Source organism: Kothea flammea, from assembly GCF_052161645.1.
Taxonomy (GTDB): domain Bacteria; phylum Planctomycetota; class Planctomycetia; order Pirellulales; family Pirellulaceae; genus Laterigemmans.
Genome location: NZ_CP197414.1, coordinates 4,493,933 through 4,518,833 on the forward strand (window position 1 = coordinate 4,493,933; position 24,901 = coordinate 4,518,833).

Annotated in this window: 10 protein-coding genes; 6 read left to right on the forward strand and 4 right to left on the reverse strand. The window is 55.7% G+C overall.

All coding sequences use genetic code 11. The annotated features are described in order from the left end of the window. Positions 1 to 27 precede the first annotated feature (27 nt). The 3 genes from SH139x_RS16915 to SH139x_RS16925 are packed head-to-tail and all read right to left on the reverse strand — an operon-like array spanning position 28 to position 5,090. The gene (locus SH139x_RS16915; protein WP_488350951.1) at positions 28 to 2,946 is read right to left on the reverse strand and encodes a serine hydrolase; all 2,919 of its coding nucleotides are present in this window, start codon (positions 2,944 to 2,946) and stop codon (positions 28 to 30) included. Positions 2,947 to 2,949: 3 nt separating this feature from the next. Further along, on the reverse strand, positions 2,950 to 3,993 hold the full coding sequence (locus tag SH139x_RS16920; protein WP_488350952.1) for a dipeptide epimerase: 1,044 nt from the start codon (positions 3,991 to 3,993) through the stop codon (positions 2,950 to 2,952). After that, positions 3,990 to 5,090: an N-acetyltransferase DgcN family protein gene (locus SH139x_RS16925; protein WP_488350953.1), complete on the reverse strand. Its 1,101-nt coding sequence runs from the start codon at positions 5,088 to 5,090 to the stop codon at positions 3,990 to 3,992. The genes SH139x_RS16920 and SH139x_RS16925 overlap by 4 nt, the downstream gene beginning before the upstream one ends. Positions 5,091 to 5,223: 133 nt before the next feature. Here SH139x_RS16925 and SH139x_RS16930 point away from each other — a divergent pair, with 133 nt between their 5' ends. The 6 genes from SH139x_RS16930 to SH139x_RS16955 all read left to right on the forward strand — a co-directional run bounded on the left by SH139x_RS16930 (position 5,224) and on the right by SH139x_RS16955 (position 23,005). Then, positions 5,224 to 6,189 carry a metallophosphoesterase family protein gene (locus SH139x_RS16930; RefSeq protein ID WP_488350954.1) on the forward strand — a complete coding sequence of 322 codons (966 nt, stop codon included), beginning with the start codon at positions 5,224 to 5,226 and terminating at the stop codon, positions 6,187 to 6,189. 1,212 nt (positions 6,190 to 7,401) lie between these two features. Beyond that, positions 7,402 to 7,992 carry an RNA polymerase sigma factor gene (locus SH139x_RS16935; protein ID WP_488350955.1) on the forward strand — a complete coding sequence of 197 codons (591 nt, stop codon included), beginning with the start codon at positions 7,402 to 7,404 and terminating at the stop codon, positions 7,990 to 7,992. Further along, complete coding sequence (locus tag SH139x_RS16940; protein ID WP_488350956.1) at positions 7,989 to 10,643, forward strand: vWA domain-containing protein; 2,655 nt, start codon at positions 7,989 to 7,991, stop codon at positions 10,641 to 10,643. Before SH139x_RS16935 ends, SH139x_RS16940 begins: the two co-directional genes overlap by 4 nt. Before the next feature lie 210 nt (positions 10,644 to 10,853). After that, on the forward strand, positions 10,854 to 17,987 hold the full coding sequence (locus SH139x_RS16945; RefSeq protein WP_488350957.1) for a hypothetical protein: 7,134 nt from the start codon (positions 10,854 to 10,856) through the stop codon (positions 17,985 to 17,987). Positions 17,988 to 18,308: 321 nt separating this feature from the next. Next, the gene (locus SH139x_RS16950) at positions 18,309 to 21,530 is read left to right on the forward strand and encodes a VPS10 domain-containing protein (RefSeq protein WP_488350958.1); all 3,222 of its coding nucleotides are present in this window, start codon (positions 18,309 to 18,311) and stop codon (positions 21,528 to 21,530) included. Between the two features lie 23 nt (positions 21,531 to 21,553). Next, on the forward strand, positions 21,554 to 23,005 hold the full coding sequence (locus SH139x_RS16955) for a sulfatase (RefSeq protein WP_488350959.1): 1,452 nt from the start codon (positions 21,554 to 21,556) through the stop codon (positions 23,003 to 23,005). A 209-nt stretch (positions 23,006 to 23,214) separates the two neighbouring features. Here the strand turns inward: SH139x_RS16955 and SH139x_RS16960 are convergent, their stop codons facing one another. Further along, complete coding sequence (locus SH139x_RS16960; RefSeq protein ID WP_488350960.1) at positions 23,215 to 24,804, reverse strand: alkaline phosphatase D family protein; 1,590 nt, start codon at positions 24,802 to 24,804, stop codon at positions 23,215 to 23,217. Positions 24,805 to 24,901 lie beyond the last annotated feature (97 nt).

Here is a 24,901-nt window from a genome sequence, read left to right on the forward strand (position 1 = left end):
CCGTTCGAATTTCCGCCACGTGTCTTGCTAATCGTTCAAGGAGCTCACTGCCGGCCAATGCTCTACCTGATCGGCGGCCCGGTGCAGCAAATTATCTACGATGCCTCCCAGGTTGACTCCAGTCGGCGTGGTCCGGGTGTTCAATAACGCGACCAAGTTTTTGCCATCGTGACGACGAATCATCACCGCCGTGGTGCCCGGTAACGAACCGTTATGCCAATGATTCACCCGATTCGCGCCAACCTGCCGATTACTCCAACCCATCGAGTAGTAATACGGTTCCGGTTTCCCGAGGAGCGTCTTCTCCGCAACTTGCTGAGGCTGGGAATACATTAAGGCAATACTATCAGCAGTCAATATCGAGCAGTTTTGTGGATCATCAAAGGCGGCGGCAAAACGAGCTAAATCGCTTGCGCTCGCCAACCAGCCACCATGCGCATCCATTGCCTCCAGATACCAAGCCCCATAGGGTGAGGGAACCGCTTGTTCCAGGTCCTGGGAGAACACCGAACGGCCAATCGTGGGATGATAGTATCGCACTTCGTTGGCGGTGCGTTCAATCGCCCGCGTTTTACCGATGCGCATTTGGGTGATCCCCAAAGGGGCCAAAACATGCTGTTGCACATAAGTCTCGTACGGCTGCTCAGTTCGCGTTTCAATCACACGCCCCAGCAAACAGTAGCCAAAATTGGAGTAGCTATATTCGGTACCTGGATCGAAATCGAGCGGCTGCGTCAACATCGCTTGGATCACCATGTCTGTGTCGCCGGGTGGTTGCTCGTCGAGTTGCCGGGCAAAGCGGACCGTTTGAAACATCGCATCAAACGACTTGTCACGATCCCAACCGCCTCGGTGTTGCAACAGCTGTTCGATGGTAATCGATTTCAACCGAGGGTCGATTGCGTCACCCGCTTGTTGAAATTGCTGCTCGTAATCGAGCACGTCAAACACGCACTCATCGAGCCTCAGCTTACCCTGCTCGACCAACTGGAGAATTGCCACGGCGGTGATTGGCTTGGAGATGCTGGCGATCCGAAACAGGCTAGCCGGGTTTACGGGCTGGCGGTTGCCGATGTCAGCAAAACCGTAGCCGCGAGCGAAAACGAGTTGACCTCGCTCACTGACTGCCACGGAAACCCCCGGCAAACGGTGCTCTTCAATCAACTCGGAAAACAAGCGATCAAAACTTTCAAACCGAGCATCAGCCGGTCCGCCGGCTTGACGATGCGCGGCGTCTTTGTCGCGATAACCGGGTCCACGCAACACGCGGCCGGGGCGAAGTCCGGTGTATTCGCCATCTCTTAAAACGAGTTGCCCGTTGACGATGACCAATTCGACCCCGACCGATAATTTTTGCGGGGTCGCGAAAGTGGCACGCTCGGCGATGCGTTTCTGATCGAACACGATCACGTCGGCCGCGAGGCCCACAGCGATCTTACCACGATCGTAAGCCATCACCTCATTGGCGGCGACCGCCGAGGCGCGGGCGATAGCTTGTTCCCAAGAAAGTACTCCCAATTCGCGAACATACTTGGCCAACAAGCGTGGAAACGAGCCGCTGGCTCGTGGATGCGAGGCAATCCGGTTACCGCCCGAGGGACCGACATCAGTGCAAAAGGAAATGAACTCCTGTTGCATCGCCAAGATCTTATTTGCCTCCGTCATCGTTTGTGGCAACACGAACGCCCCGCTGTTTACCAGCGCAAAAAACGTATCCCATGGATCCTCGCCCAGAGCGGATGCGATTGAGGCAATTGACTGTCCATCGTATTCTGCATATCGCGTTGCGTTGCTCTTGCCAACGATGATCTGATCCCAATCCCGACCCGCATGCCGGTACCAATTCTCCCAACCGCTGGATGACTCAATTTCTTCGCGGATCTCCGCTCGCAGCTCCGGCTGCTCTAACCCCATCAACAACGCAGCTCGCCCTTTGGCAAAATGCCGAGGGTGAATCAAAGCGGCGATCCCCAGTCCGTTGTTAATGTAAGGATATATGTCCGCCGTTACCTGCTGACCACCTGCCCGGGCAGCTTGAATACGAGCGATCGCCAGCGGCATTTTTCCCCAGTTATCCTCGCCGGCAGCCTTGAGGTGAAAAATATGCACTGGACAGTTCGCCAATTGACCGATCTCCAACGCCTCGTCGATCGCTTCGAGCAACCGATCTCCCTCGTTTCGCATGTGCGTGAAATAGCGACCACCATAAGAGCCGGCAACTTCGGCCAAAGCGGCAATTTCTCGAGGATCGGCGTAAACGGCCGGTGGATAAATCAGAGCGGTGGAGACACCTATCGCACCCGCCTCCATCGCTTCGCGAACCAAGCTCCTCATCTGCTTTAATTCGTCATCGAAGGGGCGACGATCATCGTCACCAATGACGAGTTGCCTGACCTGCGTGTGTCCGATCGTTTGCACGACGTTAATTGGCAAACCTTGAGATTCCAACGTCGCGAAATACTCCGCCATCGTCGTCCAGCCTCGTCGCGCCCCCTGATCGGGGCCAAGGGGTGCTGCCGATTCGCCCTCTCCCGCATTAATTGTGGTAATCCCTTGGGTTAACAGATTCATTGCTGTTTTCGGGTCATCCAGCATCGGCGTCGCGGTTTGACCCATCATGTCGATAAAACCCGGTGAAATCACTTTCCCCCGCACATCGATCTCCACTTCCGCGGAGGCGTCGCCGAGATCGCCAATTGCCGCGATCCGACCTGTTCGGATTCCCACGTCAGCGACGTACCAGGGGGCACCTGTCCCATCGATCACCCGTCCACGACGAAGCACGATGTCAAAACGACCGCCCGCTTCTTCACCTTTGGCATTGGCGGTCACTTGAGCATCGGTACCGACCACCAACGAGGGGGCAAGCAAGGGCGGCAGCACGGCCAATATGACCACCCCCAAGCATAGCAATCGACGGACCACAAAAGAGGAAAATTCTTGCACGTGCTAGACCTTGAATTCCGCGAGTCGTGATTTCAACAAACTGCCCCCGTTCCCGGCTAACTCGGTCAGTTGGACGATCCCGTTTTCAACGATCACTCCAGTCGCCGGGGCATCCGCCAGCAACACGGCACCATCCAAATCAGCATAGTCCAGCAGAGGCAGCAGGTGCGCGGCACCACTGATGCCAATCGCCGATTCCACCATGCAGCCAACCATCGTCTTCAACTTCAAAGAACGTGCTTGGCGCAGCATCCTGAGAGCGGGTGTTAAACCACCACATTTGCAAATCTTCACATTCACACCGTGATAGCGACGGTAGCACTGTTCCACGTCACCGGCTACTTGGCAATCCTCATCAGCGATAATCGGCAGCGCCGACTGTAGGTATACGCGTCGTTTGTCTTCGCTGGAGGCCTGCGGGGGGAGTGGCTGCTCGATGAATTCCACTCCCAGCTCGGCCAAACGATGGGAATTTGCGATCGTTTGCTCTGCGGTCCAACCACAATTAGCGTCCACTCGAAACGTGGCGGCGGTGTGACTCCGCAAGGCTTGGATAATTTCCAAATCGTTGTCGGTGCCAAGTTTAATCTTATAAATCCCCCAATCAGGACGCTCGCTCAATTTCGCTAACATCGTATCAATGGTATCGATACCAATGGTATAACTCGACTGTGGCACGTTCTCCCATTGCAATCCCCACCGTCTCCACGTTGGCAGACCGGTAAGTTTTCCATGGAGATCATGAGCGGCCATGTCGAGCGCCGACATGGCGAACATGTCATTGCCAAGCTCCGCCAACATCGTTTCCCACTGAGTTTCCGGCATCGATTGGGCGTAAAGATCGAGGGTTCGTCCCAGCCGACCGAGTGATTCCTCCATACTCTCGTATGTGTGGCCGTAAAAATCGTTGGTGGTGACTTCGCCATAACCACGCTTTCCGTCCTGCACCAGCTCCACGATTAAACTTTCTTGGGTGGTGATCGTACCGCGAGAGATCGTGAACGGGTGCGCTAGCGGTAGTTGCCAACGATGTAAAATCATTTTCATAAGCTAATCACCTCGCTGCGAAGTTGCTGAACCGCAGCCACTAATTTGTCGGGACCCTGGCGGTACACATCACAGGCCGGCAGACCAAACTCGTTTTCGGCCCGCCTAATCTCCGCCGCGGCGGCGTCAGGATTCAAATCTCGCGTGTTGACCGCGATGCCGATCACTCTACAGGGGTGCCGCAAATTAGCCAGCTGTTCGTAGGCCGCAATTTGCCGGGAGAGCGGAGGAATGGGAACTTTATCGATACCTTTGACATGCTTGCGACCAGCCTGATAGCAAAAGATGAGGCCATCGGGCGCACAACCATGCAACAATCCCAACGTGACCGCCGAAAAGGCCGGGTGTGAGATGCTGCCCTGCCCCTCAATCAACACAAAGTCGGCTTCATCATACTGCTTAACGAGTTGTTCGACGGCACCATTGACAAAGTCAGCCACCACGCAATCTACCGGGACTCCCCGACCGGAGATCATGATGCCTGTTTGACCAGTGGCGACAAACTCGGCGTTGTGGCGTTGCGCCGTCAAGGCTCTTTGGATTTCTAACGTGGTCACCATTTTGCCAACGCTGCAATCGTGGCCGACCGTGTGGACGCGCAGGGATCGCTTGGAAAAATCAAAATGTTCCGCGGTCTCTTTCCAACGATTACGTCGCACATCGATTAATTGGGCGGGGGAATGCTTGGCTGCGGCGACAAGGTCATCATCTTCGACCAAAAAATCGTGCAGCCCTGAGACGACATCCAGCCCTCGGCTGATCGCTGCGAGTAAAATTGGCTTCCAATGAGTGGGCAATTTGCCACCCGGCGGGGCGATGCCAAGGTACACCGCATCAGCCGCTTCGACAGCACTCAAGTCACCGTAGACGGGAATCGACTCGCCGCTTCCAAACAACGCTTTGGCGGTCTGACCACTCGCTTGGCTCTCCAGCACCGCCACAATATCACTGCTGCGGTAACGAGCCAAACTGATCGCCGTTTTTGCCAAGAAGGGCGTTGAATAACCATCGGTTAACAACACAATTTGGCGGTGCCCGCGAATGCGAGCATGTGCGGCGAGAGTTTCCTCCGCCGCTGGTCCAGCTGCTGCGCTCATGAAGTTTTCTTACCGAAAGGATGCGCCGGCTCGTAAATGCCAGCTTGCTGCTGATACGATACCAAATGTTCTAACCGAAAGGGGTTTGCCGACTAGTGGGCGAATTATTAACGCGAATCATGAGGGAAAGACCGTGAAGCATGAATTGACGCCAGAAAGCAACCGAGCCAAGTTAGGAAGCGGCCCCCGGTTGTGCGATCGCCGGGCTTTTCTGCAAGGATCGACTTTGGTGATTATAGCCGCTGGAGCGACAGCTGCGGGTGCGGCGGCAACTCCCCTTCCCGCCGGTCGATACGCCGAGCAGGAGGCCCCTGAAACGTTGCTGCGGGTCGGGTTGGTGACCGATCTGCACTATGCGGACAAACCGCCCGCGGGCAGTCGGCACTATCGTCAAACGCCTCGAAAATTAGCCGAGGCGAGTGCGGAGTTCCAACACGCAAAGATTGATTGCTTGATCGAACTGGGTGACCTGATCGATGCGGCTGCCGATGTGGCAACCGAGCAGCGTTACTTGAAGAAGATCAATCAGCAGTTTTCGGCGATTTGCCAAGACCGTCATTATGTGCTCGGAAACCACTGCGTCGACACGCTCCGCAAAGCGGAATTTTTGGAGACGGTCGAGCAGGAGAAGTCCTACTATTCGTTTGAGCGGGGCGACTTTCATTTTATCGTGCTCGACTCCTGTTTCCGCAGTGATGGAGTGCCATACGAACGCAAGAACTTCAAATGGACTGATGCGAACCTTCCCACCGCGGAACTTGAATGGCTACAGGCGGATTTACAAGGTTCCGACAAACCGGTGATCGTTTTCGCGCACCAAAGGCTCGATGTCGACAACAGCCATGGAGTCAAAAACCAAGCCGCCATCCGTAAACTGCTCGAAGCAAGTGGTCGCGTGCAAGCGGTCTTCCAGGGGCACAGCCATCAAAACGATCTACAGCTGATCAACGACATCGCCTACTGCACGTTGGTTGCGATGGTCGAAGGATCCGGCGCGGAGAACAATGGTTACTCCGTGCTGGAGATCGCCGCGGATCAGACGTTGCGGGTGCAAGGTTTTCGCCAGCAGAAGGATTATCAAACATTCGCTGGTTCCTAGGCTCCCGGCTTCTTTATCCTACACATCCTGTTTGACCCCAACGAGCTTGCAGGCTGTCGAAGTAATCATAGTCGCCTTTCGCTCCGCGAAAGTATGCCCCCTTAATGCGTTCTTGCGGAACGGCACTCGCCCGTATTTCACTGAGACCGATTACTTCGACAGCCTGCTTGCCTCGTTCGGTGAATCAGGTTGTCGGCTAGGAATGCAAGCCCCACGCCTCTCTCCGCCCTCCCCTACCATTCCGTTGCGCCCCGCCGGCCTGCAGCGGGCGGGGCGCAACGGAGATAGGCTCGCGGGGCAAGTCGAGCGCTAGCCAAGAAACTCCTTCACCGCACGAGGCGAGCTCGTGGGGGTCGTGATGCTCGTGCTCAACGAAGCGGTGCTCTTAATTGTAATTGATTCCAGCATAAGCGCCGCGAGCGAGTACGATTACGAGAAGGGACCTCATTCCCTCATTCCCAGGCTCCCGCCTGGGAATGAGCTGCAAGGCAGGCTCCTGCCTGCCGTGGTGGAACCACGCTCTGTCGCCAGAATCCGAAAGCGAAAGCCGGAGGCAGGAGCCTCTAGGCAGTGCGTTACCAGGCAAGAGCCTGGGAACGAGAAGGGACCTCATTCCCTCGTTCCCAGGCTCCCGCCTGGGAATGAGCTGCAAGGCAGGCTCCTGCCTGCCGTGGTGGAACCACGCTTTGTCGCCAGAATCCGAAAGCGAAAGCCGGAGGCGCGAGCCTCTAAGCAGTGCGTTACCAGGCAAGAGCCTGGGAACGAGAAGGGACCTCATTCCCTCGTTCCCAGGCTCCCGCCTGGGAATGAGCTGCAAGGCAGGCTCCTGCCTGCCGTGGTGGAACCACGCTATGTCGCCGGAATCCGAAAGCGAAAGCCGGAGGCAGGAGCCTCTAGGCAGTGCGTTACCAGGCAAGAGCCTGGGAACGAGATAGAGATGGGCGAGAGCCTGGGAACGCGAACCAACAAATCGGCCCATTTTTCAAAAATTTCAGAATCTTGGCTAATAAACTAGCATCTCGCGGGTCTTTACTTCTGAAGCAGAAGACGTAAGCCGGCTGCAATCGCTCAACTTGCCACGCTGCTTCCACGTCCAACTGCCTCAGCGATTTTTTCTGATTTGGAAAGCAAACAATGAACAAATGTTTCGTGGAACTGACGGCTGGCATCGCTGGTTCGCAGCATTAACGGTGCCCGTAGCGTGAGTCTGTTTTGAATCCTTTACCCACCAATTCAAATTCGCCACCCGATCCGTTCACCAGCCCAGCTGGCTGCGCGGAACCGGAGTCGCTGCGCGATTTATTCGATGCGGAAGAATCAAAACTTTTGCGTTATGCCTTCCTGCTGGTGCGGCGCCGCGAAGTGGCTGAGGAGATTGTGCAAGAAGTCTTTTTACAGATTCATGCTAGTTGGGCGAACGTTGAGTCACCGCGAGCGTGGCTATATCGCAGCGTCCGCAATCAAGCTTGGAAACATCTCAGAAAGAGCCGGCGTGAGACGCTCAGCAGCGATCAGTCGGCGGGAGTGATCGCACTGATGATGGAATCAATGGATAGCACTGAAGACACACCCGACGCCGCTTTTGTCAAGCTGGAAATGGTGACAGCGCTGCGCGAGTTAGTGCAAGCCTTGCCTGAGAAAGACCAGCAGTTGATACGGCTTAAGTACTTCGATGGCTTGAAGTATCGCGAGATCAGCGAGCGGACGGGGATGACGATCAGCAACGTAGGTTATCGTCTGCATCATATCATGCAACAACTGGCCCTGAGGCTGCGGCCGCTGGGAGTCGATGAAGCACAATGAACGAACCAATCTTCTATCTCGATGGGCTAGAGCCTGAATTGCAACTGCGGTTGACGGCGTTGGTCATGGGGGAAGCCTCTGACCTGGAACGCGAACAGTTGGAGGAGCTTCTGCAGCAGCGTGCCGACGCGGCGAGTTGGTATCGACAGTTACAGCAACTGCACGCTGGCTTGGCGGAATTGGCGGCAACGCCCGCTGCGGATGACGACGACTGGAAGTTATCGACCGATCGGCGGCAACAATTGTTAGCAGTATTGGATGGCGAAACACCAAATCCATTGCCAGCCACAGATGAATTGCCAGCTACAGATGAATTGCCGGCTACGGAAAAAACGAAGGCTAAAGTTGCTGAGCAGCAAACTGGCAAACTGAGATCATCGCGAAACTCACAAAGTCGACGCAAGTTGTGGTTGGCTGGTATCGCCGCCAGCTTATTGCTAGTGCTGGGGGTGACGTCGTTGCATCTCCCCCAACGCAGCATGAGATTAGCCGATTTCAGCACCCCAGAATCTATGTCGGGAGAACTCGCTGGAGGCTCCGCCACAACCCACTTTTTTGGCGAGGAGTCAGCTCTGGCGGAGAGCGTGGATTTCGGTCCACGGCAGGCTGGTCTTGCTGACCGATTTGAGCGTGAGGCTGGAAAAGCGCCGAGATTAGCACTACCCGCGGTGAGCACAGCCGACAAGTCGGTTCCCTCAGATTCAAAAGCGGTCGCTACTGTTAACCGTGCCCCTGGCTCGGACGCTACGGAGGGCTTCCGTGGTATGAGTATGGGTGGCATGGGCGACAGTGGTGAAAGCGTGGGCGGCATGAGTATGGGTGGTATGGGAGGTGGTGGTATGGGAGGTGGTGGTATGGGAGGTGGAGGTATGGGAGGTGGAGGTATGGGAGGTGGAGGTACGAGAGGCATGGGAGTTTCCGGAAGCACGGAAGGTATGAGGGCTGGTTACGGTCGTGCTGAACGTGAAGAAGCAGAAGGTGAACAATTTGTTTTCGCGGACCCCGAGACTGAGACACTTGACCGCGATTTCCATCAGTCACCTGCGCAGGTTGGCGAGGACGTTAACCTCTATGCGATCACGCCCAACAAGGAAACAGCCCAACTTCGATTCTCGCCAAGCCAAATTGGTCAGCAAGCCGCTGAAGGTCCCGGTGGAACTGAATCAAACCCAACTGAGGCTGCCACAACTGCATCTGCCACAACTGTGCCTGAGGGTGGTTCGCTCCTGCTGGGCGGTATCCGCCGCGAGGCTCGTCCGCGATTGAATCGCAAGTCGGCATTGGGTGTGTCTGGTGAGGGACTGGGGGAAGCGGCAGCCGCGAGCGAACGTTTCTCGACCTTTTCTCTGCACGTCAGCGATGTGTCCTTTAAGCTGGCCTTAGCTGCCTTCGACCGCGGTGAATGGCCCGCTGCGGAGAAGATTCGTATCGAAGAATTTGTCAATGCAATGGACTATCGCGATCCACTGGCAACGTCACAAGAACAGGTCGCCTGTCAGCTCGAGCAAGCGATCCATCCCTACTTGATGCAACGTAATCTGCTGCGAATCTCATTGCGAACGGCTGCCACCGGACGATCACAACAACAGCCGTTGCGACTGACCTTGCTGCTGGACAACTCCGGTTCGATGGAACGTCCCGATCGACGTCAGACGGTGCGCCGCGCCATTGAATCATTAGCCCAGCTGTTAACGGCTAACGACCAAGTAACCTTGATCAGTTTCGCCAACACGCCACGTCTGCTGGCCGAACGCGTCAGCGGTGCGAAGCTGGTCGAATTGGTGCAATTGGTTGAAAACTTACCGAGCGAAGGTGGCACCAATTTAGAAGCCGCTTTACAGTTGGCCCTGGAAAAGAGTGTCGAGCAAGCACGATTGACGGGTGTCGCCTCTGCCGGTTTGGATCGGATCATCATGATGACCGACGGTGCCGTGAATTTGGGAGATGCCGATCCGCAGCGGTTGTCAGACTTGGTGCTGCAGATGCGACAAGCAGGCATCGCTTTCGATGCGGCGGGGATCAGTGCTCATGATCTCAACGATGAAGTCTTGGAAGCGTTGGCCCGCCAAGGTGATGGTCGTTATTACTTGCTGGACGCCAGCGAAGAGGTGGGGGCTGGTTTTGCCGACCAAATCGCCGGGGCGCTGCGTCCAGCGGCCAAGAATGTCAAAGTTCAAGTTGAATTTAACCCCCAGCGGGTCGGCCAGTATAAGTTGCTCGGTTTTGAAAAACACTTGCTTAATCCCGAAGATTTTCGCAATGACCAAGTCGACGCGGCCGAGTTGGCGGCAGCCGAAGCGGGGGTCGCTCTCTATCACTTTGAACCCCAGCCGAATGGCCAAGGTGATGTCGGCTCGGTTTCTGTTCGTTACCAAGATTTATCGACTGGCTTGATGGTCGAGCGACGCTGGCCAATCCCCTATCAGCCACAAACACCCCGTCTGGAACAAGCCGACCCAAGAGTTCGCGTTGCCACGGTGGCAGCCTTGTTCGCCGCCAAGTTGCGCGGGGATGCAGTTGCTTATGGTACGGACCTAACCGCATTGGCCACGACGCTGGCAGAGCTACCGTCCAACTACGGGAATGAACTCCGCGTTGAACAACTTAAGTTCATGATTGACACCGCGCGTCAGCTAGAAACCCTGCCGTAAGGCCTCATTCCCTCGTTCCCAGGCTCCCGCCTGGGAATGAGATGCAATGCAGGCTCCCGCCTGCCATGGTGGAGCCACGTCTTGAGACTAAGAGTGAAAACCGGAGGCGGGAGCCTCAACGCATTGCGTTACCAAGCATGAGCCTGGGAACGAGATGGAATTAGGCAGGAGCCTGGGAACACGACAAAAACCTTTACTACGAGTGCCACGATGCGATCACTGACCACAATCGTTTTCTACCTAATCATTTGCGGATTCACAGTGCCAACAGTGAAAGGGCAAAACGCACCGTCAACGATTGAAGGCACACCAGCGATCATTCTCAACCCCACGCGGCCACCAAAGCCAGCTTTCTTATACTCGGCAATCGCCCGTGCGACGCTTCGCGTCGATACCGCGGTGATAACTCAAAACATTGAGTTGAACATGAAAGTAATTCAAGGCCAGCCCCGCACGGTGCTGTTCGCCCTTAACGGCCCCGGAGAGGTTGTCGAAGTTCAGGGGGACAGTGTGGAATCATGGAGCGTGCGCACCAAAGAACAACAACGTTATCTGGAACTGACCATCCGCGGAAAGTCACCAAAAGACCAAGCAAATGCCACCGATGCCCAAAATGACGCCGACGAACAGAATGATACCGCAAAGCAAGCCAGGTTGAACGCCGCGGTCGTGCTGCGAACTGAGTTGCAGTCGCTGCCGGCCGAGCTGGAAATCGCTAACCTTGGGCCCGGGGACGCCGTCGGTTTCGATTCAATCGTCCACATTGACTTCGCCTCGGGACTCACCGGCAAAGTGCTGGAGGCGGAAGGCTTTGCACCGCTGGCGGCGGATAATGGCAAACTGCATTATCAAACGGCGACCGGTGGCCGCATGCTATTGCAGTTGCAAAAGCAAAGCACGGCGCCCGATCCCATCGAGCTGTCGAACATGAAAGTCATTGGTCAACTACATCCCAACGGAAAGTCGATCGACTTCCGCTTGACGGGCGAGACCGTGGTGACGGAACCGGGAGCCCGCCTGCGTGTGCTTGCCGGCAATGCGGCGGTCAACAGCATGCCCGGCGATGGCGACTATCGCTTGGAGTTGGTAGAGACGGAAGCGGGAGAAGGTGTTTACGAGTTAGTCTTCCCAGCCAGTGGTCAATTCCCCATCGACTTGCAATTCGTGGCCGCGGTGACAACGACCGAGAACAACTGGCAAGCGATCGAGTTGACGCTGGCAGCGAGTGCGGTGATGCCCATCCAGCTGAGCGGATTTGCGACGAACGTCGAATTTCTGCGTGCTGCCAAAACCATTGTTCCCACCGCGAGCGAAGCAGGGTGGAATGGTTTTTTGCCGGCTAGCGGGCAAGTGCGTCTGCAATGGAAAGACGTTTCCGCAGCCGAAGGGGACAGGAAACTATTCTTTACCACGCAAGCTCGCGTGGAAGCGCAAGTCGGTCCAGGTCTACTGCGACAAACACATCGCGTTGATTATAAGGTGTTGCAAGGGGAATTAAAATCGCTGCAACTACAGTTGCTCGGCCCCGGAGAAATACTCGATGTTGAAGGCAACAATCTGGTTGGCTGGCAGGTGGTAGACGACGCCGACAATGGACAACGGCTGGAGATCACGCTCGGCCAACCCATCGTGGGCGAGGCCCAATTTCGCATCCGCAGCCAAACGACGCTGGACGCGTTTCCCGTGCGTGTTGACGGGACACGTTTGCAACCAATCGGCGCCGTGCGGCACTCCGGCTACTTGCGGATCACAAACGCCGGATCCGTCCAAGTTGAGCCGACGGGATTGCAAGGTTTAACACAACTGGCACCCGAACAATTCCCCGGAGAAACCACTGACGCTCGTCAGACGTTTGTCTATCGCTTTCCCGCCGCGGGGCACGCGTTCACAATGCTGGCCGATCAAGTTCAACCGGAGGTCAATGTCAACGCCTTGTTCGTGTACCAATTGTCCGACTCCGATCGCGTGATCACCGCTGACGTTGAATTCGATATCCGAGAGGCAGCGATTCGAGAATGGGATTTGCAAGTTCCAGCCGACTACTCAATCGTTGCGGTGACCGGGGCGAACCTAGCCGACTATGTGGCCGCATCGGAAACCGAAGATGAACGTCGCAGCCTGAAAGTCATTTTCCAACAAGATGTGCTGGGACGGCAATTGATCAGTTTGCGTTTGGAGAAAAGCCAAGCGGCCGCGGCGGGTGAATGGCAACTGCCACGCATTGACTTTCCTCAAGCCAATGCGGTTCGCGGTGACATCGGAGTGGTCGGTTCACCAGGTTACCGGATGGTTTTGGGAGCAACCGATTTGCTGACCGAAAAACCACTTTCCTACTTTCCCCAACCCCAAACCAATCTCCAGCAAGCGTTCCGCATCCGCGAACCCGACTGGTCAGCCACTGTACAAGTCGAAGCACTTGAGCGCAGCATCCAAGCCGATGTCTTCCATCTCTACTCGCTCAGCCAAGGAACGATTTATGGTAGCGCTCTGGTAAACTATTTCGTTACCAGCTCGCCCACCGCTGATTTGCAATTGACCGTACCGGCGGAGCTGGAGAATGTCACCGTCGATGGTCAAGATGTTCGCACTTGGCGACGCGACGCCGATACGCTGAATGTGAACCTCCACCAGCCGGTTATGGGAACCTATACGTTATTAATTACGTTCGAGCAGAAGCCGAACGAAATCGACGGCTCGTTTGCCGCGGGACTGGTCACACCGCTCAATGTGCAAGGGGATCGAGGCTACATCGAGATCGTCAGCCCCATGCAAGTTGAAGTGGAGCCGCTGTTAGTTTCTAACCAATTGCTAGTCTTGGACCCGCTGGAGCTGCCGGCCGAGTTTCGACTATTGAGCACTGCCCCCACGCTGGGAACTTGGCAGTACACTGAACGTCCATTTGACCTCAAGCTTAAAGTTGAGTGGTTTCAGCCGGGCACGACTGCGGACCAAGTCGTTGAGTATGCCGAAGCGAACAGCCGCGTCTCCCCCGACGGCCAATTGGTAACTGACGTGGTGTACTACGTAAAGTCGCGCGGCCAGCGAACGCTGCGGTTGCAGCTGCCACCCGATCCCGTACGATTGTGGGCGGTGACCGTGAACGGACAGCCGATAACCGCTCGTCAGACCGACACTCAAACACTGATTCCACTCCCCGGCAGCGACGATCCGAACGTCCCGGTGGAGGTCAGCTTGCGACTTGGCAAGCCCGCAGTCGATGAACACCGCGCCGAATTGCTACTGCCAATCGTGATGGCTCCCGTGTTGAAAACCCAGTGGAACCTACAAGGGGATGAAAATCACATGCTCTTGCACAGTGGCGGAACGGTAGCCCCAACGATCCCCGTGCTGTGGCCGAGCGGCTTTGATTGGCTGGCGACACGTGGCCTGCTGCCGTTGGTCAGCTTCGCGGGACTGGTGCTAATCGGTATTTACTGTTCATCGCTCAGCCATCAATTTTTATCGATGCTCTGCTTTACGATCGCTGTCGTGGTCGCGGGCGCAGCAAGTTGGGATGCCTTCGATCGGCTCCAGCCACCAGCACCTTTGCAGTTGAGTCTGCCAGTGGTGGCCGCCGGCGAAGTGGTTGCATTGCAAGTACGGAATCTACCAACTTGGTGGGCCCAACTATCTTGGGTCGGCTTCGGCTTGGTCAGCGGTGGTTTGGGTGTGCTGGTCGTCGAGTTGCTGGTCCGCGCCAACTTGGCCAAACGGATTCTACGTCTCTTGTGGATGGGACTTATCTCCACCGGTATCTTATTACATCCCAACGGCGGCCTCGCCTTCTTTGTGTTGCTGGCGGTAGTAGGATTTTTCTTATTGTTCTTGCCTGCGATGAAAACTTGGTTGCCAACGCTGCACAACTGGCGGGAGACGCGATCCGCTCAATCGCCATCTGATGGCAGTAGCAACTCCACGGGTAGCAACACAGGCGGCGAAAACATGGGGGGCGGAGGGCCCGCTGTCGTCACTAACGCCTTGCTGTTGTTCCTCGTCTCAAATCTGCTGGCTTCGACTTTCGCGGCAACGGTGCGTGCGGATCAAGCATCAGCGGATGGTGAAGCATATCGTGCCGCTGATGCGTTGACTGAGCAATGGCAGGTAACCAGCCGCGAAGCCAAGCTAACAGCCCAAGGGACGATGCAGGTCACTGGCGCGCCGGGCGATCGCTTTGTGCTGCTCCGATCTCCTGCCACGCTGACACGCTTCGACGGTGACGGGATACGGCTCAGTAAAATTCAAGACGAAACTGAAGGGTTGGTTTACATCGTCACCATTCCCGCTGCCGCTCAAGCATCCGCAGATCTCGACTCCGCAGAGCAACTTAATCCCTTCGAAGGTCTTGATGACACGGTGGAGGATCGTGAGGAAATACCGAACGATCAAGTGAATTCATATGGAAAAACCGAACGATCGGCAATTGCGCCGCAGAGCTACACGGCTACGTTTGAATATCAATTACACGCGGTAAGCCCAACGACTGGAATCCCGGTGCTGAGCGGTCGCGCGGCGTTGCATGAGTTGAGTCTCAAGTACGACAAGCCTGGTTGGGAGGTCCGCTGTGCCGCGGCGGTGCGTGTGGAGTCGGTCGCTGACGAGCCATCGCAGACGCGAGCAAAATTGCTACTGGGACCGAAGGCCGTCCGGGCTGAGGTGGTGCTGCAGCCGCAAAGCCGCGACTTGTCGAGCGAGGAGACGGAATTCTTTGTCGAGGGCCAGCATCTGTATACGCTCGGCCCCGGCGTGGTCGACGGCAGCCATCACCTGCAAGTCCGCGTGGCCAAAGGGCGCGTGCGTGAGTTGTCAATTGATATCCCAGCCGGTCTAACAGTTAGCGCCGTCGATGCTTCCGTAGCAGATGCCTTCGATGCTTGGCAATTTGACGCGGACACTCGACGATTAATGTTGCAACTTGCGGGGCTCTCATCGAGCTTTGTCATCCAGATTGAGACGCAGCGCGGACTCGAGTCATTGCCAGCCGATTTAACTCTTAGTCCTCCGCGAGTCCGCGATGCGAACAGCGAAGTTGGTTTGGTCGCTATCGCATTCAGCGGCGATGCCCAGCCGGAAAAAGTTGAATCATCCACGTTTTCGATGGTCAGTCTCCGCGATTTCGACGCTACGCGGTTAAAAGATTCGTCAGCCGTTTTACAGCGAGTTTATCGCTACGGACAAAATGAAGGAAACATCGAAGTGCGAGTCGCTCCGGTGTCGCCCGAGGTGCGAGTTGCCAGCCGTCAGGTGTTATCCATTGGCGACGAAAGAATTGTGCTGGGCGTGAACTTTAGCGTCGAGATCGCCCGCACCGGCCTGTTTCAGCTGAGTTTTCCTTTGCCAACCGGATTGGAAGTTGAATCGTTATCGGGTGAAGTGCTGCATCACTGGTTGGAAACGAGCGCAGGGGACCAGCGGCAAGTCGTGTTGCACCTGAATGGCAAGACGTTAGGAACGCACACCTTCGCCCTAGCGCTGGCCGGCGTGGCACCCACCGATGTCAGTGAATGGTCGGTACCTCGTTTTGAGATCAAGGAAGCGGATCGACAAACGGGTGACTTGGTGGTCCGACCGATGCGTGGTATGAGAATTCGCGCTACCTCCCGGCAAAACGTTTCCGAATCCGATCCGCGTGAGCTGGGTGGTCAAGGCGAAGGCGCACTCGCGTTTCGCTTGCTGCAGCAAGAATGGAACCTAGTCCTCGGGATTGAGAAACTCGATGCTTGGGTGACCGGACAAGTGCTGCACGAGGTGCTGCTGCGCGAGGGGCAAACACGCTCGACCTTGGTCGCTGACTTCAACGTCGAAAACGCGGCCATTCGCTCGCTGTTTGTCGAACTGCCGATTGCCAACGGAGATGAGATCAAAACGGTGCGAGCCAGCGGCAAAAGCGTGGCTGATTTTGTCCGCACGGCGGCGGACTCCAATCGTTGGGAACTGCAGTTCAAACAACGCGTTATGGGACGCGTGCAATTTCAAGTCGAATACGAACGCCGTGGCGAGCGAGCCAACAGTGCCGAATCGCTGACGGTGATCGCATTTCCCGATGCGCGGCAGCTTGACTATTACTATGCCATCCGCGCGGGGGGACGTCTCGAAATTGATCCCGGCACGCTGACTCAAGGTTGGCAGCGAACCGATTGGAATACGGTCCCAGCGAATCTCCGCGAGTCGAGCAATCGCAGCGCTCCGGCGTTGTCGTTGCGGGCGGTTGCCCCAACGACTCCATTGATGCTCAATGTCATTCGCCATTCACTGGCCGACTCACTGAAGCTGCGCGTGGCCAGCGGTACTCTGACGACTCTGCTGTCACCGACCGGTGATCAATTGACCGCCGTCGATGTCACGATGGACGTCATCCAGCGAAGCAGTTTACAAGTCACCCTGCCCGCTGGCGGAGAGCTGTTCAATATTTTCGTTAACGGAGAGAGTGTGCATTCGATCCGGCAAAATAGTGACGCCAACGCATGGCAATTCTATATCCTGCCAGGAATCGACGATCGGACTGCCCAGGTCCGCTTTGTGTATCTGCTAACTGGCGACGATCTCAATGCATTACCGTTGCTCAGCCCGCAGCTGAATGTGCCGCTGGAGAATGTGCAGTGGGACGTTGTCGCTCCTCAGGGCTTTCGTCTGATCGACAACGATGGCGACCTCGAATTGATTCACCAAGAACGTCGGGTCAAGTATGACCGCCAGCGTTATCTAACAAAAGTTAGTGATCGTCAAAAATCACAAGCCAAGCAGGCTGAAGATCTGCTGGCCCAGGCTACGCAAATGCTGCAAGCGGGCCAACAGTCGAAAGCTCAACGCGCGTTGAGCAACGTTGCCAATCGCAATTCACTGGATGCCGCGTCCAACGAAGATGCTCGTGTGCAATTGGAAAATTTGCAAACTCAGCAAGCCGTTGTCGGGCTCAATACGCGCCGGCAACGCTTATACCTTGATCATGATTTAAGCGAAGCGACTGCCGGAGCCGGCCAACAAATGCGACAAGCGGCCGCCATGAACCCCATTCTCCAGCAGGCGGAGGTCAACTATCGCCCGCAAGAGATAAGTCAATTGTTGGCGGGAAACACCAGCGAAGATAATGCCATTCTCCAGCAGATAGCTGGCCGCTTAGTCCAACATCAGCGAGCGACTGGTCCACCGCCACAGGCGATCGTCTTTAGTTTGCCAGAGGAAGGGACGGTCTACAGTTTTAGCCGGGGCGTGCAAGTTGCCGAGGATGCCCCGCTCAAACTCAATCTGCGATTCCGCTCGCAATACTCGCTGCAATGGTGGCAGTGGTTGATGGTCTGCTGCCTAGTTGCCACCGTCGTGTTAGGTGTTGCCAAGAGCGAGACGTGATTTCTCAGATTAGGTCTAAGCTGATCACGATCGGCTTATGCCCCCACCCCGCCGGAGAAGGTCGTTCCAGCTACAAGTGGGCGACACAACCGGTAAATGACTTCACGACCCTATTTTTACGTATTCCCGAGTAATTATTTAGGAAAATTTATTTTGCGGAAGCGAAAAGATCGCCCACCCGGATGTGGTGCTCGACTGGTTTTACCTTTTCCGGCAACTAAACTGCATTCAGATTGCGTTTAACCAGCTTCCCAAATGTTTGCTCGATACGCTAAAGGGACACTCGTGCACAGCCGTTTCCAAACACTCCTTTTGTCCACCGTGCTGCTCAGTTGGCTGCCGCTTGGCTCCGCTTGGACGCAAGACCAAGCCGCGACCGAGGAATCAAAACCAACGGAGAGCGCCGGAGATTCGCTTTCAGTCGACAGTGAATTGTTGGCAGGTTTGAAACTACGGCCGCTTGGCCCCGCCTTAATGTCGGGTCGTATCGCCGATATCGCGGTGAACCCTGAGCAACCGAACACTTGGTACGTAGCAGCCGGCAGCGGCAACCTTTGGAAGACCACGAACGCCGGTACGACTTGGACGCCTATTTTCGAGAACTATGATTCTTATTCAATCGGCTGCGTCACGCTCGACCCAAGTAACCCGAACATCGTCTGGGTGGGGACGGGCGAAAATGTGGGTGGTCGACACGTCGGCTTCGGCGATGGGGTCTACGTTTCCCACGACGCCGGGGGCAGTTTCAAGAATCTGGGGCTGAAAGAGAGTGCCCACATTAGCAAAGTCCTGGTGCACCCTGAAGACTCGCAGGTCGTGTTGGTCGCCGCTCAAGGCCCCCTCTGGAGCAAAGGAGGCGAACGCGGGCTGTATCGCACGACCGACGGTGGCGAAACATGGGACCAAGTCTTGGCTGCCGGCCCCTGGACCGGTTGCACCGACGTGGTTGTCGACCCTGAAAACCCAGAAACCATGTACGCGGCACTTCATCAACGTCATCGAACGGTGGCTGCCCTATTGAACACCGGACCGGAGTCAGGGATCTATAAGTCAACTGACGGAGGCGAAACCTGGAAAGAGCTAACCAACGGACTCCCCGGCCAAGATATGGGAAAAATTTCCCTCGCCGTCTCCCCGCAGAAATCTAACATCGTTTACGCCACCGTCGAACTTCCAGCACAGAAGGGCGGAACTTGGCGAAGCGTCGATTATGGTGCCAGTTGGAAGAAAGTCAGCGACTTTGTTAGCGGCGGCACGGGCCCCCATTACTATCAAGAAATTTGGGCCGATCCGCATCGCTTCAACTGTCTTTATCACGCCAACAATTATCTCTCCCGCAGCCTCGATGGGGGCGAAACCTGGGACAACGTCGAAGGGCAGAACAAGCACGTTGACAATCACGCCATCGCCTTTCATCCCAGCGATCCCGATTTCGTCATCTGCGGCACCGACGGCGGCGTCTATTACAGTTACGATTTTACGACAACCTGGAAGCACGTCACAAACTTACCACTAACTCAGTTTTACAAGGTCGATGTCGACTACGACCTTCCTTTCTATCACGTGGTGGGCGGAACCCAGGACAACAGCACGCAATACGGTCCCGCGCGAACTCGCGAAAGTACCGGGATTGCCAACGGTGATTGGATCATCCCCATCGGCGGTGACGGGCACGATAACGCCATTAATCCCGACAATCCAGACATCATTTATTGCGAATCTCAAGAAGGCTACATTCGCCGGTTCGATCGCCGCACCGGCCAATCGGTCTCCATCCGCCCAGCTCCGGCAGCCGGCGAACCCGAGTTCCGATTCAATTGGGATAGCCCCATTTTGATCAGTCCCCATGATTCGAGTCGCATCTATTTTGCCAGCAATTTCCTACATCGCAGCGACAACCACGGCGATTCTTGGAGCACGATCAGCCCGGATCTCTCGCGAGGTGAAAATCGCTTGGCAATGAAAATGATGGACCGTAAGCATGGGGTCGATGCCGGCTACGATCTGTATGCGATGAGTCAATACGGTAACATCACATCGATCAGCGAATCACCGATCGTGGAGGGGCTGATCTACGTTGGCACCGATGACGGGTTGATCCAAGTCACCGAAGATGGTGGGAAAACCTGGCGTAAAATCGATCGCATCTATGGCATTCCCGAAATGGCTTTCATCAATGACATTAAAGCCGATCGCCACGACGCGGATACCGTTTATGCTTGCCTTGATCATCACAAGTCGGGCGATTTCAAACCCTATCTCATCCGCTCTGCAGATCGAGGCAAGACCTGGGAGTCGATCGCTGGTGATCTACCAGATCGCCACTTGGTTTGGCGGATCGAACAAGATCATCAAACCCCAGAATTGCTGTTCCTGGGAACGGAGTTTGGCCTCTTCGTATCGGTCAACTCTGGAGAGAACTGGAGCAAGCTGAGTGGCGGTATGCCGACCATCCCGGTCCGTGACTTGGCGATTCAAAAACGCGAACATGACTTAGTGCTGGCAACTTTCGGCCGCAGCTTCTACGTGTTAGATGATTATTCGCCACTTCGCAAATTGGTCGAGCCAGTTTCCACTAGCGAATCGGCTCAATTGTTTGCTCCTCGCAACACAGCTTGGTACCGAGAAACCCGAGTGCGTCCCGTCAGCTCTTTGGGCGATAGCTATTTCACTGCCTCGAACCCGCCAGCGGGCGTGATTTTTACGTTGCACGTGGAAGACTGGCCGAAGACGTCCGCCGAGCAGCGTAAAGCGGCAGAGGCCAAGGCGGCCAAGGCGAACGAGGATGTGGAGATTCCAAGCTTCGAGGAGTTAGCTAAAGAGTCGGCGGAAGAAAAGCCGCAGCTCTACATCGAGATCCGTGACCAGCAAGGAAATCTGGTCAAGCGTCTCGACTGTCCCACGTCAAAGGGATTGCATCGCGTTGTTTGGGACATGCGAGAAACGAGCCCCATCATCGGTTCGCCGACAACGTTGGTCGCACCGGGTGAATACACCGCACAGCTCGTCCGCGTTGCCGGCGAAACTGTCGAAGCGATTGCCACCGCTGTCGATGTTCAGCTGCAAGCGATCTACGAATCCAGCTTGGATCCCGTAAAACACGAGGAAGCCCAAGCGTTCAACAAAAAAGTCGCCACGCTGCTGGCTAGCTGGAGAAAGACCAACACCGCAGCAGGCGAGTCAAGTGAAGAGCTAAGCAGTCGCAAGCAGTTGGTCTTGGCCGCTGGGGACGCACCGCAAACGCTATTGGCGTCGATCAGCGAACTTGAATCACTACAACGAAGTTTGGAGCTCAAACTGTCCGGTGACCAAGAGCGTCGCAGCCGCAACACGCTCGACGTGCCCACCGCCGGAGAACGCCTCCAAACGGCACTCTACCAAGCGGCCGGTTCGCTACATGGCCCCACGGGTACCAGTCGTGAGCAAGTCGAAATTGCCCAAGCTGATGTGGCAGCTGCGGAGGCCGAGCTAGCTGAACTTGAGGGTAGACTTGAGTCACTTCGCGCGGAGATGGAATCGGCTGGCCTGCTTTGGGTCAAGTAGTTTGCCTCTGGTGGGGAACTCGCATGTCAAACATTTTTCAGATTGCCATCCTCGGCCCGTCGCGGTTTTTGCACTTGCTACAAACCGCGCTGGTGCTGGGGGTCGTGACGACAGCTCCCGAATGTCGGGCGGCGGATGATCTAAACCGACAGCCAGTGAAAAATGTATTGTTCATCGTCTCCGATGACCTTAAGGCGAGTGTCTTGGGATGCTATGGGGATCAACGCTGTCGTACGCCAAACATTGACGCGCTGGCCGAGAGGTCCATGGTATTTGATCGCGCCTATTGCCAAGGCACTTGGTGTGCTCCGTCGCGACAGTCATTTATGTACAGCCGCTATCAAGGAAAGGGACACCAAACACTGGGGGAACACTTTATCGAGCGAGGCTGGTACAGCGCTCGCGTGGGAAAGATATTTCACATGCGAGTGCCGGGAGACATTATCGCTGGCACCGATGGCCAGGATGTCGCCGCTTGCTGGACCGAGCGTTTCAATTCCTCGGGGCTCGAAGCCCATACGCCAGGCGAATACGCGTGCTTAAACCTAAATATTTTCACCACCGACTTGGAGGGCAGGCAATCAACGCGGATGCCCCATCGGGCTTATGTTACCGTCCAGTACGAAGGTGATGGCTCGGATCAACCTGATCACAAGACTGCGACGAAGGCTATTGAATTACTGCGGGAATATCAGCGGGAACCATTTTTCTTAGCCGTCGGCTTTGTGCGTCCCCATTACCCGATGGTGGCCCCCGAGCAATATTTTGTGCCATATCCCCATCAAGAAATGGAACTACCGGAAGTGCCCCCGGGTGACCTTGACGATATCCCGCCGCTGGGTACCGCCAACGCCCGCTCAGCCACCAACGGTCTCGATAAATATCCCGATAACCAACGCCGCATGTGGTCTGGTTATTACGCGACGGTCCAGTTTATGGACGCCCAACTGGGCAGAATCCTACAAGAACTTGACCGGCTAGGACTTCGCGAATCGACCGCAATCGTCTTTACCAGCGACCACGGTTACCATTTGGGAGAGCATACATTTTGGCAGAAATTGAACCTTCATGAAGAGGTGACACGTGTGCCGTTGATGATCTCAGCACCCGGTTATCCAGCCGGTCGAACCGACTCAATTGTCGAGCTCGTAGACATTTACCCCACGTTGGTCGAGCTCTCTGGAGGTGTCGTCGCCGACAGCCTCCAGGGAAAAAGCTTAAGACCGATTCTAATTCACCCTGAGGGAGTGATTCGCGAGCATGCAATCTCGTTTGCCAACGGAACTTGCCTGCGCACCAAAAACTGGGCCTTGATGCGTTATACCGATGGCGAAACCGAGTTATATGACATGCAAGCAGATCCCCAGCAGTTCAAAAACCTCAGCAAGGATGCCGAATATGCTGACGTGCTAGCAGATCTGCTCCAAGCATTGGACCGCAGACTTTCAGCCGCCGAACTACCTGATCACACGTGAACTGGATTCATATTCCCATTCGCCCTTAACCGGCTTATCCTCCCAGTCGTAGTAGCTCGCGTAGTCATACTCGCCATAGTCATGCCAATCCTCGCCGACCGCAAGCTAATACCAGAACACCGCTCGTTCCTCAGGCACCAGCCGGATGGTCGACATTCTTGGGGCGACCAATCCGCCATCCGGCTAGACGTTTAAGGATTTCAGTTCAACTAGGCGTTTTTGACCGTGGGGTCGCCGGCTTCCACAACAAACGCACTGCGTTCGAAGGTCTTTCCTCCGGGTTGCAACACGTCATCGACAACCATGTAGTCAGACTTCCAGCTGTCGGGCGTGACGGTGCAGCGGATGTACCCTCGCTCCGCATTGTGGAACTTTGTGCATGGATTCGTCGACAACAATTGCTCGAGTCCGCGTGGTTCCGCAGTGCCGTTGCCGCCACTGGTCAGCGATGTCGCAACAAATTCGGTGGCAACGATTTTCTCGTCCGACTTGCGATCATCGACTCGCAATTCATTCACCCAGTTCGAGTGAATATCGCCGGTCAAGACGACAGGATTGCTGATTCGACGCTCGTCCATAAACTGCATTAATTGCATACGTTCGGCGGCATAACCGGGCCACTGGTCCATCGAGTACTGCGGGTTCTCAGGATCGCCCGCCCGATTGACCATGCCCATCATGACTTGTTGTGCCAACACATTCCAGGTCGCGGGGGAAGTGATCAATTTCTGGCACAACCAGTTCTTTTGCTTACTACCCAACATGCTTTGGCGATTGTTGAGAGCTGCCGCGTTGAGCGGCGATTTTCGATCATCATTCGGCTGATCGCTGCGATATTGTCGAGTGTCCAGCACTAAGAACTCGGCTAGCTGGCCGAATGAGGCACCACGATACAACAACATTTCGTCACCCGTGGGCAAACTGCGTCGTCGCAACGGCATCGCTTCGTAGTAAGCCTGATAGGCGTTGGCTCTGCGAACGAGGAAATCGACAGGATCAATGCCCTCCTCTTCAGAGATCTCGGCGGCACAGTTGTTATCGAATTCATGATCGTCCCAAGTCACCATCCAGGGGCACATCGCATGCATATCGTGCAATAGAGGATCGGATCGATACTGAGCGTGTCGCATGCGATAATCGCCTAGCGACTCGATCTCCGGACCATGGTGCGTGCGGACCTTACCATTCCGGCCAGCTTGGTATTCATAGATGTAATCACCCAAGTGAAACACCAAATCCAAATCATCAGCAGCCATTTGCTGGTAAGCGGTGAACAACCCCTGCTCGTAATTTTGACACGAGGTCACCGCGAACTTGACTTGAGCCGGCATCGTTTCAGCAGACGGGAAAGTGCGAGTCCGTCCGACGGGACTGGTCGCATCCCCAGAGCGGAATCGATACCAGTACCAACGGTCCGGCAACAACCCCTCCACTTCGATGTGCACGGAGTGACCAAGCTGGGGCGTTGCGGCGGTATAGCCCGAAGCCACGATTGACTTGAAAGCTTCATCGGCCGCCACCTCCCATTGCACCTTGACGGCTTCGTTAGTCATGCCGCCAAATGGATCCAGCGGTTGAGGCGCCAATCGGGTCCAGATGACGACGCTTGTTGCATCGGGATCCCCCGAAGCCACTCCCAACGTAAATGGATCGCCGCTAAAGTGGGGTGACGCATTGACCGGCGAGCTGCGACCCAGCAACGGAATAGAACTGAGTGCGCCGGTGTAAGCCAAAAACCATCGGCGAGAAATCCCACCCTCGTAGCGAACCGCCGTTGCCACCTGTTCTCTCTGAAACATCTTCTCACCCGTGTTATCGGTTCTGATTTTTTTCTGAAAACTTACGCGCCACCACGATTTCGGTACGTAATTGTATCGACAATTGGGAAACCGCCAG

What these genes read in the sequence shown, in the direction of transcription:
- SH139x_RS16920 (WP_488350952.1), bottom strand. Translation starts at nt 3,993, where the DNA reads ATGAAAATGATTTTACATCGTTGGCAACTACCGCTAGCGCACCCGTTC.
- SH139x_RS16925 (WP_488350953.1), bottom strand. Translation starts at nt 5,090, where the DNA reads ATGAGCGCAGCAGCTGGACCAGCGGCGGAGGAAACTCTCGCCGCACAT.
- SH139x_RS16940 (WP_488350956.1), top strand. Translation starts at nt 7,989, where the DNA reads ATGAACGAACCAATCTTCTATCTCGATGGGCTAGAGCCTGAATTGCAA.
- SH139x_RS16945 (WP_488350957.1), top strand. Translation starts at nt 10,854, where the DNA reads ATGCGATCACTGACCACAATCGTTTTCTACCTAATCATTTGCGGATTC.
- SH139x_RS16955 (WP_488350959.1), top strand. Translation starts at nt 21,554, where the DNA reads ATGTCAAACATTTTTCAGATTGCCATCCTCGGCCCGTCGCGGTTTTTG.
- SH139x_RS16960 (WP_488350960.1), bottom strand. Translation starts at nt 24,804, where the DNA reads ATGTTTCAGAGAGAACAGGTGGCAACGGCGGTTCGCTACGAGGGTGGG.